This is a genomic window from Methanobrevibacter arboriphilus (assembly GCF_019669925.1).
GTDB classification, from domain to species: domain Archaea; phylum Methanobacteriota; class Methanobacteria; order Methanobacteriales; family Methanobacteriaceae; genus Methanobinarius; species Methanobinarius arboriphilus_A.
Map to the genome: position 1 here is coordinate 1,567,453 of NZ_AP019779.1, position 18,154 is coordinate 1,585,606.

The window sequence follows — 18,154 nt, forward strand, 5'->3', positions numbered from 1 at the left end:
AGATTATAAAGAAGATTATAAAAAATTTTATAAAAGTATTAATATACAAAAATACTAATTTTTTATTCTTCCATTCTTAATCTTTTAACTACGAAATCTTTATCTAAGGACAAGAGGAATGAAGCTGCTTTTGGTCCTTGTTTTTGCCCAAGAATCATCTTATAAATAGCTTGAAAAGCTTTTTGAGGTTTTAAATCATATTCATTTAAAATTTCATACATTTCATCATGAAGTGTTTCAGCAGAATTAAATTCTTTGCTTTCAATTAAATCAGCTAAACTTTTAAGAAAAGCTTTTTGATCATCAGATAGCTCTAATCTTGGAATTTTTTTCATAACTTGGAATTTAACAAATTTTGGGCCATATTTATCTAACCAATTCTTAACTTGTTTGATTCTTTGTTTGAATTGTTCAAGTTCTTTTTCTTCTAAATCTTTAAACTCTTTATCTTGGAAGCTTTTAGTTAGCTGAGAATTCTTTTTAAGAATTTCAAATATTTTCTCTGGATTATTTCCTGCTATCTGATAAGCAACAGTTAAAAACCTGTAAGGTGGTCTAAATGGTAAAGAATCTCCTTCGTTTATTTGAGCAATTTCATAAATCTTCTTGAATTTTTTACCCTCTTTTTCTGATGGTGCTTCTTCTTCATTAAAGAAAACTTTTTCCACTTTGTCGAACTGATCAATAAAATCAAGAAATGCCATATTAGGTGAAAAATCTTTGTGTTTCATTGGTTTACTTCTAAATATAAAGTAGTTAAGACTTTCAGCAGGTCCAATTTCTAACCATTGCTTTGGAGTAAAAAATACTCCTTTAGATTTACTCATTGCATCTCCATTTAAGGTGATCCATTCATAAGGGACTGGATACGGTGCTTTATAATCAAAAATTTCTTCAGATATTATTTTACTAACATCATAAGATCCACCACTGGCTGCATGGTCTTTACCAAATGGTTCACATGTAATTCCAAATATTTTCCATCTAGCTGCCCATTCTACTCTCCAAGTTAACTTACCATTTCCTGATGTAATGTTCATTTCTGCGTCTGCACCACATTCACATTTATAAGAGATGGTATCATTATCTTCATTAAATGCATAGCTAGTTGTAGTGTTTACTCTACCACATTTATCACAAATTGGATTGTAAGGTAACCAGTCATCAGCTAATGGATGCTCTCTGTATCGATTGAATATTTCTCTTATTTTATCTGCCTTTTTTAAGGATATTCTTATATATTCATCGTAAATTCCATCTTTATACATTTCAAAGCCAGATTTTGGAGTTAATTCTATTCCAAAGTCATCTAAAACATCTAATAATGGCTTTTCAAAGTGTTCTACAAAGCTATCGCAACATCCATCGGGACATGGGATATTGGAGTAGGGCATACCTAGATATTTGTCATAGCTTTCTGGTAATGGGTGTGGAACTTTTCTAAGTGGGTCATGGTCGTCTGCAATCCAAATAGTTTCAGATTTTTCACCCATTTCTTTTAATTGCTTTCCTACAGCATTAGCTATAAAAACATCACAGGAGTTTCCTATATGTATTGATCCTGATATAGATGTTCCACTTGCAATAACATGTTTTTCAACATTCCATTCTTTTAATTCATCAGCAATTCTTTCTATCCAATGTTTCATCATTTCACCAGTAAAATAATAAGTCGTACTTTTATTTAAGATATATCAATGAATTATATAGTGAACAAAATTAATTATATTTCTATTTTTATTATTTTTATTAAATTAATTAAGTTATATTAAATATTAGTTAAAATATTAATTAATTTATTAAATTAATTATATTAAATTAATCTAATTAATTATATTTTTAGTATAATTTAGATATATAGATATAATTTTAATTTAAGAGTTAAATCAGCTTATTGTAAATATTTTATAATATATATTCTATATAATTATTCTATATAATATAGAAATACTAAATATATACCCTATTTTTTAAATTATTTAATTGAAATTTAAAATAAGTATTGAATAATAAGCATTATATAAATTTATTTTTAATTCTTATAAATATTATTGTTACTAATTTTTTAATTCAATAAAAATAGGTTATGTTAAATTATATTTATAATAATTATATACAATAATTACACATTAATAATTATAATTATGAGTTATTAATAAGTTAATTATATTAATTATAGATAAATTAAAATCAATATAAATAATTAAAATAAGTAGAAATTAAATAAAAAATAGAATTAATAATTATTAGACTCTTAATTATTATTTTAATAATTATTTTATTATTATTTTAATAATTGTTCTAATAATTATTTTTATATTTATCTTCTTAATATTAATAAAAATCTAAATTTAATATAAATTTATTATTATATAAATTTTAAGATAATAGCTAATTTATGGTTTTTAAAATTTTTTAAATATCTATTTTTAAATATCTATTTTTAAAAATTTATTTTTAAATATTAAATAATTTTAAACATTGTCAAAAAAGTCAGGTTCTGCTTGATCTAACCATTCATTAACTATTTTTACAGCACAGTAGTTTCCACACATTGTACAGGTGTCAGGATCTTCTGGAGGTCTGTTTTCTCTTATAGCTCTAGCATCTGCTGGGCAAATAGCTAAATTATATTGACTTTCCCAATCAAGTTTTTTCCTTGCATTAGCCATAGCTAAGTCTTTTTCACCATTGTGTACTCCTTTTGCCATATCTCCAACATAAGTACCGATTCTTGTTGATATGACTCCTGCTTTAACATCTTCTGGTCCTGGAAGTGCTAAATGTTCTGCAGGGGTAACATAACAGATGAAATTAGCTCCTGCTTTAGCTGAAGCAGCTGCTCCAATAGAAGAAACTATATGGTCATAACCCGGAGCTATATCACATACAATAGGTCCTAACATATAGAAAGGAGCTCCTCCACACATTTTCTTTTGTATTGTTACATTAGCAGGAATTTCATTAATAGGGATATGTCCAGGTCCTTCAATCATTGATTGAACACCAGCTTCACGACATTTATCAACTAATTCTCCGAGTATAATTAATTCTTGAACTTGAGCTCTATCTGTAGAGTCAGCTATTGCTCCTGCTCTCATTGCATTAGCTAAAGAAAGTACAACATCATGTTCTTTTGCAATATCAAGTATATAATCAAAATTTTCAAACAATGGATTTTCTCTTTCATTTTCAACAATCCATGCGGATATAAATGCTCCACCTCTACTTACAAGTCCTCCTTCTCTTCCTTGACGTTTAAGACGAGCTAAAGTTTCAATATTAACACTTGAATGAATAGCCATAAAGTCAATGCCATCTTTGGCTTGTTTTTCAATGGTTTTAAACATTATTTCTTCATCCATGTCAATTGCAGATCCAGTTTTTCGGATTGTTTCAATAGCTGCTTGATATATTGGTACACTTCCCACAGGAATATCAGACATTTTTAAAATTCTTCTTCTGATTTCATCAAGGTCTCCACCAATACTTAATTCCATTAAACTATCGGCTTGGTTATCTATAGCTATTTGAGCTTTCTTTTCTTCTTCATCAAAATCAACAATGTCAGTAGATGTTCCAATTGTTGCATTTACTTTTGTTCTAAGACCTTCTCCAATACCACAAGGAGTTATATCTCTGTTAACATTTGATGGAATTACTATAGTACCATTAGCCACAGAATTTCTTATAAATTCTTCAGAAACCCCTTCTTTTTCAGCGACTATTTTCATTTCTTCTGTAATTATCCCATTTTTTGCATCTTCTATCTGTGTCATAATTAATCACATTCTTAATTAAATAAGATCAAATTTTTATTATAACTTCAAAATTTTTACATAATTTTAAAGTTTTATAATTATTATTAATAAAAATATTTGAATAAATTTTATTTCAATCAAATTATTAACCAAAGCTAGTTCAAATAATATTTAATTTTTTAAACTTTATTTGAATTTAAATACATTTAGATTGAATATATCTTATTATAAACTTATAGCTTATAAATTAATCTATTTTATTTGTATAATACAAGCTTAAATTAAAGAAAACTTGAAAAATTTAAATTTTCTTTGACTTTTTTATAAATATATTTATTAGTAATTATTTTTATTAGTAATATTTTTTATTAGTAAATATCTTTTATAGTAAACATTTTTGTTATTAAATATATTAGTAAATATTTACTAATATGATATGTTTTTAAAAAATAATTTATTTTTAAAAAGTAATTTAAAATTTAGAATATATCTAAGATTTATTATTATAAAATTGATTCATTCTATCATTAACTTGATCAAAATTAGGAATATTTGTTTGACATCCTTTTTTTTCTACAATAAATGATGAAACAGCTGAAGCAAATTTAGCACAATCTTCAAGGCTTTTTTCATTAATGTATCCATATAAAAACCCTGCTCTATAAGAATCACCTGCACCTGTCGGGTCAACAGCTGGTCGATAGATTGAATCAACTTTTAGCTTTTCTTTTTCAGTATAAATAACACTACCCTCTTTCCCGCATGTTTTAACAATAATAGTCGGACCTAGTTCTCTTAAACCATTTATATCACATTTTAATAAATTTTGAATTCTTTCTATTTCATGATGGTTCCCGAATAATATTGTACAATTATTTATAACCTCCTTGAGTTTTGGAGCATTATACATGTTTAAATCTTGTCCAGGGTCAAATGAAACTATTTTACTGTTATTTTTACCTAAAATACTACTTTTTATATTATATGTGGGATCTCCTGTAGCTAAATGAATTGCTTTACAGGATTGAACAGATGATTCTGGAGGATCATATTTTAAAAATTCTTTTCCAGCTCCCCAATAAAAATAAAATATTTGATCTTCTTTATTATTTGTCATACCAAACGCTGTTGGTGTATCTTCATTTTTAGATATAATCATTGAATCAGTATTAATTTTTAATTCAGCCATTTTCTCTAAGTATTCTGATTTTAAAAATTTTTCTCCAACTGCAGATATAAGAGATGTTTTAAGGCCTAATTTAGCTCCAACCATGGCTACATTTGCTCCAGCACCTCCATGGAATATTTTCATTGTTTTAATAGGAGTGGATGAGTTTGGGGCTGGAAATTTCTCTACTGTCATTATATAATCTATTGCTGTATGACCTATAACAAGTAAATCATCTTTTTTAATCAATTAAAAACCTCTTTCTATTTCTCTTTTTACTTTATATCATTTTATTCATTAATTATAGTATTAATAGAATATATCAATTTATACTTAATTTAATATACAATTATCTTAAATTAATATATAATTATCTTATTGGATATACAATTATACTTAATTTGATATAATAATTTAATTGATATAAAATAAATACTATAAATAAATTAGATATACAAACTTATATTTCTTTTTGGATAGTAAATGAAAACTAATATTAATATCATGATTATAATTATTATTTTATCTTATAGCTAGTATTTTAGTCCATGATCATTATTTTAGATTATAACTACTATTTTAGCCTATTTTCATGTATTTTTTCTATTTTTATTAATTTATTTATGATAGCTGTTTAGACATCTACTATTTATTTATAATTATTTTATATATTTTAATAATAGAAAAATATAAGTAGTATAATGTAAATATATTTAGTCCTAATAAAATAATAAATTCTTACATAATTTATTATCTAATGCATGAAAAGACGAACCCATACATGAGCTTATTCTTATTAGTTTCATGAAACATTAGATGGGAAATATGTTGGACATATTATTTTTAATTTTTATTTTTTTAAGAATATTATTTAAAATTATTTAATAATGTTGTTTTAAGTATATTATTTTGGAAACTATTATTTTAAGATTATTATTTAAGACTTTTTATTTGAAAATATTTGAATTAGGTGGTATTTAAATATTAAATTGATAACTTCATCTTCTTTTCTTTTGTTTTCCAAGGTTTTATAGGTATAAAACCTTCTCTAGATATTAATTTTTGACCATCATTCAAAAAGTATTCAATAAATTCTTGAACTTCTTTTTTTTCAGAATTAACTGCAATTAAACTAATAGCATGCTTTGTTTCTTCTTTTAAAACGTTATTTCCCTTAAAATAACTTCCATTTAAAAAAGTATATAATTTATTAGAGTTCTGCACAATTTTAAAAGCATCAAACTCTGATTTCACATTTTTTATTATTTTATAGGGTATATTATTTTCATCAAGAGTACTCCAAGCTAATCTTTGTGCTGTACCTTCGATAGATACAAATTCAAGATTTTTTAAATCTTTCATCTGTTTTATCTTCATGTTAGAGGACATTTCATTTGAAACAAGAACTAAATTATCATATCCAATCACTCTAAAGTCTAAATCATTTTTAAAAGCTATTTGAGGATCATCAAGAGCTAAAATATCAATCAAACCTTTTTTTGCTAGTTTATAAGCACTATTATCATCACTACTATAGATATCAACTTCAAAAGGCATTTCATTAGATATTGATTCTAAAAAGTTTGTTATTATATGTCCTCCAGCAATTATTAACTTATCAGTTTCAACTACTCTAGAATTGTATTTTTCATAAACGTTAACTAGATTTTTAGATTTTTCAGTTAAATAAGTTCTAGAACCAGAAATTTTAACTAAATCAAAACCAAGTTTTTTTTCAGCATTTTTAATTCTTCTATTTAGAACAGAATGAGATATATTAAGTCTTTTAGCCACGGCTCTTTGAGAACTCATTTCATCTAATAGCTTCAATGATTCAAATAGTTTATAGCTATAAGTTTCACCATTAATTTTAATCTCAACTTTTGGTTCAATCTTATATTTCATATAATTACTCACATTTTAGATATTTGATCAGATAAATATTGATTATTTGAAGTTTATTAGTTATCTTATTAGTTATGCTATTATCTATTTAAAAATTATAAAACAAATATTATAATTATAAAATATTATAAAATAGGTATAATTATAAAATAAGTATATAATTATAAAATAAAATCATAAAATATAATAATAAAAACATATTAAAATTAATAAATTATTTGTTTTATTAGCTAATATAATTTTAAATAAAATATAATTTTATATAAATATTTTTTATAAATATTCTAATAAATAATTTTAAATAAATAATATTATAAATTTTTAGATGGATAATCTTAAATAAATAATTTTAAATAAATTAAAATTTAATAAAAATCTATAATATATCTGACATAAAAATTATTTGACATAAAAATATAATATGATTATATTTATTATTCATTATACCATTATTTTTATAAGTATAATTTAAAGTTATTAAATCATGACTATTTATAATTTAATAAAAGTATTATTATCCTCTTAAAATTAATATAAGAATCTAAGGTTGAAATATGAAGTTAATGAAAGCAGCTATTGAAGAAATTTTAAGTAATATAGAGTCAGCTACTGAATTTATTGATGATGAAACAGTAAATGAGTTTATGAAAGTATTAACTGAATCAAAAAATGTATTTGTTATGGGTGCAGGAAGATCTGGACTTGTAGCTAAAGCTTTTGCTATGCGCTTAGTTCATTTAGGTATTAGTGCTTATGTTGTAGGTGAAACTATTTCTCCAGCTATATATGATGATGATTGTATATTGGCTATTTCAGGATCTGGTGAAACTAATACTATTGTTTCAGCAGTTGATATTGCTAAAAATAGAGGTTCTAAAGCTTTAGCTCTCACATCTTATCCAGAATCATCTTTAGGAAAACTTGCAGATTGTGTAATGAAAGTTAAAGGTAGAACTAAGATTGACATTGATGATGAGGATTATATTAAAAGACAAATTGATGGAAATTATGTTTCTGTAACTCCTCTTGGTACAGCATTTGAATTAACTTCCCTTATTTTTTTAGATGGTCTTATAGCTGAATTAATGCAAAAGATGGGTAAAACAGAGGATGATTTAAAATATCGTCACACTGTATTAGAGTAAATTCCTTAGTTATAATTTTTTAAATATTTTTTTATTTTCTCATATTTTCATTTATTTATTTTTATATTTTTATCTAATATTTTGTTTTTATAGTTTTTTACTCATCATCTAGGATTATGTCTTCTGCCCAAGAAATAGCTGCCGCTACTGTTGGAAAGCCTATAGTGCTTGTAATTGATATTAAAGTATTATAAATTTCATCATTTGTTGCTCCTGCTTCTAAAGCACGTCTTGTATGGCTATGAACAGCTCCCTCTGCTCTAATAGATGCACTTGCAGCTAACTGTATTAAATGAAGCGTTTTTTCATCAATCGGACCTTCTTTACTAGCTTTTCCAAGCTCTTCCAATGCTTTACCATATTCTTCAAATCTTTCTCTTATACTGGTATATTGTTTTGGTAAACTAATTTTAACATCTCCTTTTTTAATATATTCTCTTTTTAGAGTTTTTAAATGAAAATAATATTTTTAATTAATCTAACTTTTAATGGCTTTATTAATTTTAATAGTTCTAATAATTCTAATAGCTTTAATAATTTTAATAGCTTTAATAACTCTAATATTTTTAAGACCTTTAATAATTTTAAGATTTTTAATTTTTTTTTTTTTTTTTTTAAAAAAAAATGATTTTTAGAATATTACTCTATCCCAATGTGTATAAACATTGAATCTATCTTCTCTTATAAATCCAACTAATGTAACATTTCCTTTTTCTGCAACACTATATCCTGAAAAAGATGGTGCAGCGTTTGATGCAAGTAGAGGTATTCCTGATCTAACAATTTTTATAACCATATCTGCAGGCATCCTTCCACTATATATTATGTAGGAATTAAAAAAATCAAGTTTTTTTCTTGTTGCAGCACCTATTACTTTATCCACAGCTACGTGGCGACTGACATCTTCTCTAACAATGAATTGATTTTTATCATTATTTACAAATGCTGCTACATGAGTTCCACCAGTCTTTTGCCATATCTTAGCATTTTTTCTAAGTTTTTCTATATTTAAAAGTAATTCATCTTTTTCAACTTTCAAATCAGATTTTATTGGAGGTATAGCATTAATTTTTGACCTCCAACCACCAGCACTATCTGATGGAAGAATTAAATCTTTTTTTTCATTATAATTGTCTATTTCAACATCTATATTCATTCCATTAATCTTTATCTTTTTTATTTCTTCTGAATTTTTTATAATCCCTTCTCCTATCATATACCCTGTTGCAAAATCTTCAAGGGAATTATTTATACTTGAAAAATTATATATATGCTTATTATTAATCTTCAGGTTAGTTATTTCATCATATACTATTTCTTCAGAATTTTGAACGTTTTTCCCGTTTTTATAACTAATCGCATTAATATTTCTTGTTAACTTCAAAGTATCACTTTTTCTTATTTTTGATATTTTAATGAAATTATTAGATATTTTAATAACAGTCTTAATAATTTTTTGTCAATTATTATGAATTAATTATTATAATTTAATATTTATCAATTATTATAATTATTTATTTTTTTTATAAGATATATTTATCATTAAATGTGCTATTTGGGTAGGTTTATATAGAAAGAAGTTTATACATTATTTTGATATGTATTTTTATTCATATCGGAATAAGAGATACTAACTTTCCTATTAATCTAAAAATAATTAAATCCTCTAAAAATAATCAAATCAATCTAAAGATAATTAAATTAATATTAAATTAATCTAAATTAATCTAAATTAGTCTAAATTAATCTATATCAATTTATATTAATTTAAAAATAGTTTTACTAATTTAAATAGTTATTTTGAACTAAAAATAGCTATATTATTGTATATAATCTGATACTCTATTAATATATAAAAATACTATGTTTTGTGTAGTTATATTGAATATATTAAAATATTCTCTAAATTTTTTAAAAATCATAATATTACTCCTATTTAAAAAAATATTATATTATTTAAAAGTAAAAATACATATCTATAGTAAAACTATGTAATATCGAATAATCTCTTGGATTTTATGATAAAATAGGAAGATATTCTTTGATTTTTAAATAAAAACATTAAATATAGTACTAAAGTTAGTATTAAATATAATATTAAAAGTAGTATTATAATTAATATTAAGTTATAATATTAATATTAGTATTAATTGTAATTATAAAAGTAATATTGAAAATAAAAATAAAAATAAAAATTTCAAATTAAACTTTCAAAGGATTAAAAGCTTTCAAATAACTAAAAAATTCAGCAGAGTTTAAAAAACAGAATAATTGGCTAAGATATAATGAATGTTCCTAATAAACATGTTCTTAATAAAAGTATTCCTAATAAATATTTTGCATTAGTTATTTTAATATTTTTACCAATTTTTTTATTTTTTCTTTCCTTCTTTGTAGGAAGATTTCCAATTTTTCCAAATGATGTAGTATTAACATTATTAAGTGTTATAAATCCAAATTTAGCAGTTTCACCATCTATAACCTCTATAGTTTTTAATATTCGGCTTCCTAGAATTGTAGCTGCTATGTTAGTTGGAGCATCACTTGCTATAGCTGGAGCAGCTTTTCAAGGAATTTTTAAAAACCCACTAGTATCTCCAGATATACTTGGTGTGTCTGCAGGTTCTGGTTTTGGGGCATGTATTGCAATTTTATTAGCTGCAGGGAATTGGATGATTCAAGTTTTTGCCTTTATTTTTGGACTTATTTCAGTTTCAATAACATATTTAATTTCTAAAAGTTATAAATCTGGAGGAATACTTGTATTAGTTTTATGTGGTGTTGCAATATCTGCTTTTTTCAATGCATTAATTTCAGGAGCCAAATTTATAGCAGACCCGACTGATAAACTTCCTCAAATTGTTTATTGGCTGATGGGAAGTTTAGTAGATGTAAATATAGATAGATTATATGTTATTATAGTTCCTATTGTTATTGGGGCAACAATACTTCTAATGTTAAGATGGAGACTAAATATTTTAGCTATGGGAGATGAAGAAGCTCAATCTCTTGGTGTAAATCCTGGAAGACTAAGATTTATTATAATTATCGCTGCTACATTAGTAACAGCTGCGGCAGTTTCTATTAGTGGGATAATTGGTTGGGTTGGTCTTTTAATACCTCATATATCCCGTATGGTAGTTGGTCCTAATCATAAAGTACTGCTTCCAGCTAGTTTAAGTATTGGTGCTAGCTTTCTTTTACTTATAGATACAATTTCGAGAACAGTTATATCTATTGAAATACCAATTGGAATTTTAACTGCAATTATTGGAGTTCCAATATTCTTATATTTACTTAGAAAAGGTTATTCAGAATGGCATTAGCTTATGAATATAGAAAATTTATTGAAATTTTTTATTAAAAGTGATCTTTATGGATAAAATACTTGAAATTAAAAATGCTTCATTTTCTTATGATAATGAAAATAATGTTTTTGAGGATATAAGCTTTAGTATATCTAAAGGAGATGTTTTATGTGTTTTAGGACCCAATGGAACTGGAAAAACTACTTTATTAAAATCTTTAAATGGTTTAAATAATCTTAAATCAGGTGAAGTGATTTTAAAAGGAAATCCATTAAAATCACTTAGTTTTACAGATATAGCAAAAGTTATTGGATATATACCTCAAGGACATATTCCGACTTTTCCATTTTCAGTTCTTGATGTAATTTTAATGGGTAGATCTCCTTATCTTGGATTAACTGAGTCTCCAGGAGAAAAAGATATTAAAATAGCTGAAAATGTTTTAAAAAACCTTAATATATTACATATGGCTGATAGGGAATATACTAATTTAAGTGGTGGGGAAAAACAGTTGGTTTTTTTAGCTAGAGTTTTGGCTCAAGAACCTGATTTACTTATTTTAGATGAACCTACCTCTCATTTAGATTTTGGAAATCAAGTTAGATTTTTAGAAATTATTGATAATCTTTCAAAAAAAGGTTTGACCATTTTAATGTCTTCTCATTTTCCAGATCATGCATTTATATCTTCTAATAAAGTAGCTATAATGAAAAATAAACATTTAATTGATTTTGGAACTCCTGAAAATGTTATAACAGAGGAAACTCTTAAATTTCTTTATAATATTGATTTAGAACTATTAGAACTTTCCAATAATAGAAAAATTTGTGTTCCTATTAAAAGTAATTCTTTCTTTGATTTTGATTTTTTTAAAGAGTAATATACTAAGTTTTTAAATAGTAAATTTTTAAAATAATTATAGTTTGGTGTTAATATGAATATCATTGATAATAAAGAAATTTTTGAAGAACAATTGGAAAAAGCAGGTAAATTTCATGGAGATATTTGTGGCGGAATTGTAATAGGTACAAAATTAGCTATTTATGCACTTGGAAAATTAGGAATGGAACTAAATCAAAAAAATAAAGATTTGATTGTTTTTTTGGAGATTGATAGGTGTATGTCTGATGCTGTTCAAGCTGTAACTGGATGTTCTATGGGTAAAAGGTCTTTAAAACAAATGAATTATGGTAAATTTGCAGCTTCTTTTTATAAGATTTCCACTGGGGAATCTTTTAGAGTTACTGATCTTGATGCAAATTCTAAAGAAAAAAGAGATGAAACTACTGAAGAAATGATTGAAAGGTTCAAAAAAACTCCTAGTGATGAACTATTTAGTTTACAACCTGTTGAAATTATTTTAAATGAGAATGAGTTACCAGGAAGCCCTAGAGATAAAGTCTTTTGTGTTTCATGCAATGAAAAAGTAATGGATGGAAAACAGATTATTATTGGTGGAAAATCTCTTTGTAAATCATGTGCTGAAGGTTCATATTATAGAATTTTATAATCATCTTTGTTTATATTCATCTTTGAGTAGTTAGTTTATTTATTGATTAATTTAGTTTTTATTTCTTTTTTATTCTTATTTTCTTTTATATTTTCCATATATTCTATGATTTCTATATTTCCTATATTTTTATATTTTCTATAATATTCTATATTTTTTATATTTTTAACTGAATTTTTTTTATCTTAAATTGAATATTTTCATTTTGTATTTAATATTTACTAAAATAAATCATTATTCAATGAATAAAATCTATTATTATTAATAAATTATTATTTAATAAAATATATATATTATGAAAATTATACTGATAGTTAATATTATTTTATTACTAATAGGTGATTGTATGGGTAGCATTGATAAAGAAATTCAAGAACAAATTAAAGGAAAGATTAAAGCTGAAATCCAAGCTGAAATCCAAGATCAGATTAAAGGTAAAGTAGAAGCTGAAGTTGAAAAACAAGTTCAAGAACAGATTAAAGGAAAAATTAATGAAAAAATTGAAGCTGAAATAGATGCTCAAATTAGGGGTCAAGCTAGGGATAAAATTAATAAAAAGATTCAAGAACAAATAATTGGAAAAGATTAGTTTTATTTTTAATATATTACTGTCAATATCTTACCATTAAGGTCTTATCATTAATATCTTATTATTAATATTTTATTTTTATATTATTTTCATTGTTTTTTTATTATTTTAATCGTTTTATATTTTTTATATTTTTTTGCATTATTTTTATATTATTTTCATTGTTTTTTTATTATTTTAATCGTTTTATATTTTTTGCATTATTTTTATGTTATTTTTTTATTATCTTTTTTATTATTTTTTTAGATTATTCTTAAATTGTTTTTATTTTATTTTTATTCTTATCCTTTTTTAATGTAAACAATATCTTTATTATTATATTATTACAATTTATTATTATTTTATTATATAAATAATATTTATTTCTATATTTTATTACTGTTATATGTTATAGTTAATAGTTTATAATAATCTGTTATTATATTAAAATTGATAATTAGTAATTTACAAGTAAATAATATATATAACAAAGATAACTTCTAAAATGTTCGTATATATGAAAATAAATATTCAAACAATTTCAAAATTTTAAAACTATTAATTATCCTTGTTTGTATTGAATCTTCTTTAAAAATAGTTATATTCATTTAAGTAAAAATAATAGTTGATATTTAACTTTTTAATGTGTTTAATAGATGTAAATAATAATTTTTTGATTATTTAATCATTTTCTCTTAGGAGGTTATTATTTTTGTATTATGCTATATATAAGTTTTTTCTTTTGATTCCAAAAGATAATTATTTTTATACTATACCACAAATGATATGTTAATAATACTATGATAAGTTTTTAAAATTTTGTAACATCAGAGTATTATTAAATTTTTTAAATATATTAAATAATATATTAAAAAATATAAAAATTGTATTACTATTGTATTACAATAGTTACTTAATTGACATATGATTAAGTATAAAAATAGATTGCGTATTAATGCATGCTATATGTATTAATATGATCTAAACACAATATAAAGAGGTTGAGATTATGGGTTCGTCTTTTAAGAGTCCTGCTGATACAGCTAAGGCTATTGCTGGTATCGCAGAGCTTAAAGAGAAAGCACCATTAGGAAATGTTCTTATTTTAAGTTTCCTTGCTGGTGCATATATCGCATTTGGAGGTCTTTTGGCTGAGGTTGCTACTGGTGGTATGGCTGCTGCTGGGTTCCCGCCAGGACTCGTGAAACTATTTTTCGGTGCTGTGTTTCCAGTTGGTTTGATGCTAGTTGTTATAGCTGGATCAGAACTTTTCACTGGGAATAACATGTATATGGCTGTTGGTGTTTTATCTGGTAAAGCAAGTTTGAAAGGACTGGGTAAAAATTGGGTTGTTAGTTGGATTTTCAATTTTATAGGTGCTGTTTTTGTTGCTTATGTTTTTGCATATTTAGCTGGTATCCTAACTGTTGAACCTTTCATGGGTAATGCTGCTACTATTGCTCAAACTAAAGCGCTGGGTGGCGCTGAGTTTATGTCAGCAGGTAAATCTGTTGTTTCTTTAACTTGGGATAAAGCATTTCTTAGGTCTATTGGTTGTAACTGGCTTGTTTGTCTGGCAGTATACTTAGCTATTGCATCTGATGATATTATTGGAAAAGTTATGGGTATATGGTTCCCTATTATGGCGTTTGTAGCTTTAGGGTTTGAGCACAGTGTTGCTAATATGTTTTTTATACCTGTAGGAATTTTCCTAGGTAAAGTAACTTGGTATCAATGTTTTGTTAATAATTTAATACCTGTTACCATAGGTAATATTATCGGTGGAGCTATATTTGTTGGATTCTTGTACTGGTACACGTATTTGAGAGGACAAGATCTAAGTACATAGCAAAATACACAGTTAAAATATATAAATAGAAAGTAAAAAAAATCAATGGAATTTAAAATTAGCTAATAAAATTGATGATTAGATGATATTGATAAGATTAATAATAGTAATTAGACATAAACAATAAGTACTGCTAAAATTAAAATCTGTATTTATTATAGTTTATAATCATTCAAATTTATTAGCTTTCAATTTTTTAAACAAAACCTTGATTAGCGTAATTATTCAAAAAGCTTTATTAATACAAGTTCCATTAATAGTATTCACTATTTAAACAGTATTGTTGTAAAATCAGTATTGTTATGTTATTATTATATCATTATTATTGTGTTATGTATGATTAGTATTGATATGTAATACTAATTTTAATATTAATAATATTATGGTGATACTAATATATCTTTATTAATAATAATTAATATTATTATACTGCTTATATGTATTACTAATAGTAATTAATATCATATCAATATATTAATACCATATCAATATTTTATAATAGTTGTATGATTATTAATGATAGTTAATATTATTATAATACTTATATGATTTTTAATAATAATTAATATTATTAATTTTAAATTTAATGTTACATTTGTATTTTATCTAATAATGCTTATATTACTCTATACTCGAGAGTTTTCTTTTTAAATTGATGAAATTTTAAATTTATGATATATTAAATAAAATAATAGAATAATATATTAATTAAGAGCAATATACTAAATATAATCTCATATTCTTAGATTTATAATTTGAATATAGTTAATATTGTCTTTTGATATTGAATTTAAGGATTAATATTGAGTTTGTCATGATTAGACAATTAGTATATTGAATTATTATATAAGTCATTTAAGGAGAGTATTAAATGGTTGAAATGAAATATGTCCCTACAATATGTCCATATTGTGGAACTGGTTGTGGACTTAATCTCGTTGTAGTCGATGAAAAAGTCGTTGGTGTAGAACCATGGAAAAGACATCCAGTAAATGAAGGAAAATTATGTCCAAAAGGAATGTTTTCTCATGAATTTATTCATAGAGAAGATAGATTGACTAAACCACTTATAAAACAACCAAATGGTGAATTTAAAGAAGCTAGTTGGGAAGAAGCAACTGATCTTGTTGCAAAAAAATTAGGAGAAATTAAAGATGAAAATCCTGACAACATTGGATTTTTAGCTTGTGCAAGATCACCAAATGAAAATATTTATATTACTCAAAAATTTGCGCGTAAGGTAATAGGAACTCACAATGTTGATCACTGTGCTCGTATTTGTCATGGACCTACTGTAGCAGGTTTAGCTAGGACTTTTGGTTCTGGTGCTATGACTAATGATTTCAAAAGTATTGAAGAAGCAGATGTTGTTTTTATAATTGGTTCTAATAATATGGAAGCACATCCACTTTTTGGTAGAAGAGTCATAAGGGCTAAGAAAAATGGTGCAAAAATCATTGTTGCTGATCCAAGATTTACTCCAACTGCAAAACTTGCAGATATTTATATGGAATTTAGATCTGGTGGAGATGTTGCATTATTAAATGCTATGATGAAGATCATTATAGACGAAGGCTTACAGGATGATGAGTTCATCAAAGACAGAACTAAAAACTATCAAAGATTGAAAGAAGTTGTAAGTAAATACGATCTTAAAAAAGCTGCTGAAATTGCTGAAGTAAATGTTGAAAAGCTTGTAGAAGCTACAATGTTATATGCAAAAGCTGATAAGGCCGCTATTGTCTATTCATTAGGTATTACTGAACATAGGCATGGTGCTGATAATGTAATGTCAACAGCTAATTTAGCAATGCTTACTGGTAATATTGGTAGAAATGGTACTGGTGTAAATCCACTTAGAGGACAAAACAATGTACAAGGTGCTTGTGATATGGGTGCACTTCCAACTGATTATCCAGGTTATCAAAAAGTTGTTGATGTAGATGCTACACGTCTTGTAGAGCAAAATTGGACTTGTACTTTGAATGATTGTGCTCCAGGACTCACTGTTGTTGAGATGATTCATGCGGCAGCTGCAGGTGATATTAAAGCAATGTATATAACTGGTGAAGATCCTGTACTTTCAGATCCAGATACTAATCATGTTATTGAAGCTATGGAAAATCTTGACTTTTTAGTTGTTCAGGATATTTTCATGTCTGAAACTGGTAAATATGCAGATGTTGTACTTCCGGCTGCAGGCTGGGGTGAACAAGAAGGAACCTTTACTAATGGTGAAAGAAGGGTTCAACTTGTACGAAAAGCTGTTAACCCACCTGGTGAAGCTAAAGTTGATTGGGAGATCATGAAAGAGATAGCTGTTAAGATGGGAGCTGACCCAGAACAATTCACATACAATAATGCAGAAGAAATTTTTGATGAAATGCGAGAAATTACTCCTCAATATAAAGGTATGAATAGAGAACGTTTAGAACGTCCAGAAGCGTTACATTGGCCATGTCCTGATGAAAATCATCCTGGTACTGGTTTAATGCATGTTAATACTTTTGCTCATCCTGATGGAATGGGAGTATTTGAGCCTGCAGAATATATAGGTCCATCTGAACTTCCAGATGACAGTTATCCTCTAATATTAACTACAACAAGAACTCTTTTCCATTATCATGCTAGTATGACAAGAAGGTGTAAGACACTTGATAATGAATTACCAACAGGTTATGTTGAAATTCACACCAATGATGCTAAAAAGCTTGGTATATTGAATAGAGAACTTGTTAAGGTTAAATCTAGAAGAGGAGAAATTGAAATTCCTGCAAGAGTAACTGATGATATAAAAGAAGGCGAAATTAACATACCTATGCACTTTGCAGAATGTGCAGCTAATATGTTGACTACTTCTAAAGAACTTGACCCTAAATCTAAAATGGCAGAGTTAAAAGTATGTGCAGCTGTTGTCGAAAAGATGGAGTAAATTTAAGT

Annotated in this window: 13 protein-coding genes; 7 read left to right on the forward strand and 6 right to left on the reverse strand. The window is 25.3% G+C overall.

Going from position 1 to position 18,154, the window contains the following annotated elements:
- Positions 1 to 62: 62 nt before the first annotated feature.
- The 4 genes from lysS to MarbSA_RS06705 all read right to left on the reverse strand — a co-directional run bounded on the left by lysS (position 63) and on the right by MarbSA_RS06705 (position 6,834).
- Positions 63 to 1,649 (reverse strand): lysine--tRNA ligase, encoded by a 1,587-nt coding sequence (gene lysS, locus MarbSA_RS06690; protein WP_054835458.1) that lies wholly within the window; start codon positions 1,647 to 1,649, stop codon positions 63 to 65.
- A gap of 825 nt (positions 1,650 to 2,474) precedes the next feature.
- Positions 2,475 to 3,779, reverse strand: coding sequence for a phosphomethylpyrimidine synthase (gene thiC / locus MarbSA_RS06695; protein WP_221061242.1), 1,305 nt, complete (start codon positions 3,777 to 3,779; stop codon positions 2,475 to 2,477).
- Between the two features lie 472 nt (positions 3,780 to 4,251).
- A complete protein-coding gene (locus tag MarbSA_RS06700) occupies positions 4,252 to 5,178 on the reverse strand; it encodes a carbohydrate kinase family protein (protein ID WP_221061243.1) in 927 nt (308 codons plus the stop codon).
- Positions 5,179 to 5,913: 735 nt separating this feature from the next.
- Positions 5,914 to 6,834 carry a helix-turn-helix domain-containing protein gene (locus MarbSA_RS06705; protein ID WP_221061244.1) on the reverse strand — a complete coding sequence of 307 codons (921 nt, stop codon included), beginning with the start codon at positions 6,832 to 6,834 and terminating at the stop codon, positions 5,914 to 5,916.
- A 554-nt stretch (positions 6,835 to 7,388) separates the two neighbouring features.
- On the opposite strand from MarbSA_RS06705, the gene hxlB reads away from it, so the two are divergent.
- Positions 7,389 to 7,979: a 6-phospho-3-hexuloisomerase gene (hxlB, locus tag MarbSA_RS06710; protein WP_042702903.1), complete on the forward strand. Its 591-nt coding sequence runs from the start codon at positions 7,389 to 7,391 to the stop codon at positions 7,977 to 7,979.
- Between the two features lie 97 nt (positions 7,980 to 8,076).
- Here hxlB and MarbSA_RS06715 read toward each other — a convergent pair whose 3' ends face one another.
- On the reverse strand, positions 8,077 to 8,409 hold the full coding sequence (locus tag MarbSA_RS06715; RefSeq protein ID WP_197016922.1) for a carboxymuconolactone decarboxylase family protein: 333 nt from the start codon (positions 8,407 to 8,409) through the stop codon (positions 8,077 to 8,079).
- Between the two features lie 201 nt (positions 8,410 to 8,610).
- Positions 8,611 to 9,363, reverse strand: coding sequence for a formate dehydrogenase accessory sulfurtransferase FdhD (fdhD, locus tag MarbSA_RS06720; RefSeq protein ID WP_042702908.1), 753 nt, complete (start codon positions 9,361 to 9,363; stop codon positions 8,611 to 8,613).
- Between the two features lie 901 nt (positions 9,364 to 10,264).
- On the opposite strand from fdhD, the gene MarbSA_RS06725 reads away from it, so the two are divergent.
- The 6 genes from MarbSA_RS06725 to fdhF all read left to right on the forward strand — a co-directional run bounded on the left by MarbSA_RS06725 (position 10,265) and on the right by fdhF (position 18,146).
- Positions 10,265 to 11,305 (forward strand): FecCD family ABC transporter permease, encoded by a 1,041-nt coding sequence (locus MarbSA_RS06725; protein WP_054835649.1) that lies wholly within the window; start codon positions 10,265 to 10,267, stop codon positions 11,303 to 11,305.
- Positions 11,306 to 11,345: 40 nt separating this feature from the next.
- Positions 11,346 to 12,167, forward strand: coding sequence for an ABC transporter ATP-binding protein (locus tag MarbSA_RS06730; RefSeq protein ID WP_197016890.1), 822 nt, complete (start codon positions 11,346 to 11,348; stop codon positions 12,165 to 12,167).
- Positions 12,168 to 12,221: 54 nt separating this feature from the next.
- The gene (locus tag MarbSA_RS06735) at positions 12,222 to 12,797 is read left to right on the forward strand and encodes an FmdE family protein (RefSeq protein ID WP_432420118.1); all 576 of its coding nucleotides are present in this window, start codon (positions 12,222 to 12,224) and stop codon (positions 12,795 to 12,797) included.
- Positions 12,798 to 13,143: 346 nt separating this feature from the next.
- A complete protein-coding gene (locus tag MarbSA_RS06740; protein WP_042702912.1) occupies positions 13,144 to 13,386 on the forward strand; it encodes a hypothetical protein in 243 nt (80 codons plus the stop codon).
- 988 nt (positions 13,387 to 14,374) lie between these two features.
- On the forward strand, positions 14,375 to 15,214 hold the full coding sequence (locus MarbSA_RS06745; RefSeq protein WP_054835225.1) for a formate/nitrite transporter family protein: 840 nt from the start codon (positions 14,375 to 14,377) through the stop codon (positions 15,212 to 15,214).
- A gap of 871 nt (positions 15,215 to 16,085) precedes the next feature.
- Positions 16,086 to 18,146 (forward strand): formate dehydrogenase subunit alpha, encoded by a 2,061-nt coding sequence (gene fdhF / locus MarbSA_RS06750; RefSeq protein WP_042702914.1) that lies wholly within the window; start codon positions 16,086 to 16,088, stop codon positions 18,144 to 18,146.
- Positions 18,147 to 18,154: the final 8 nt, after the last annotated feature.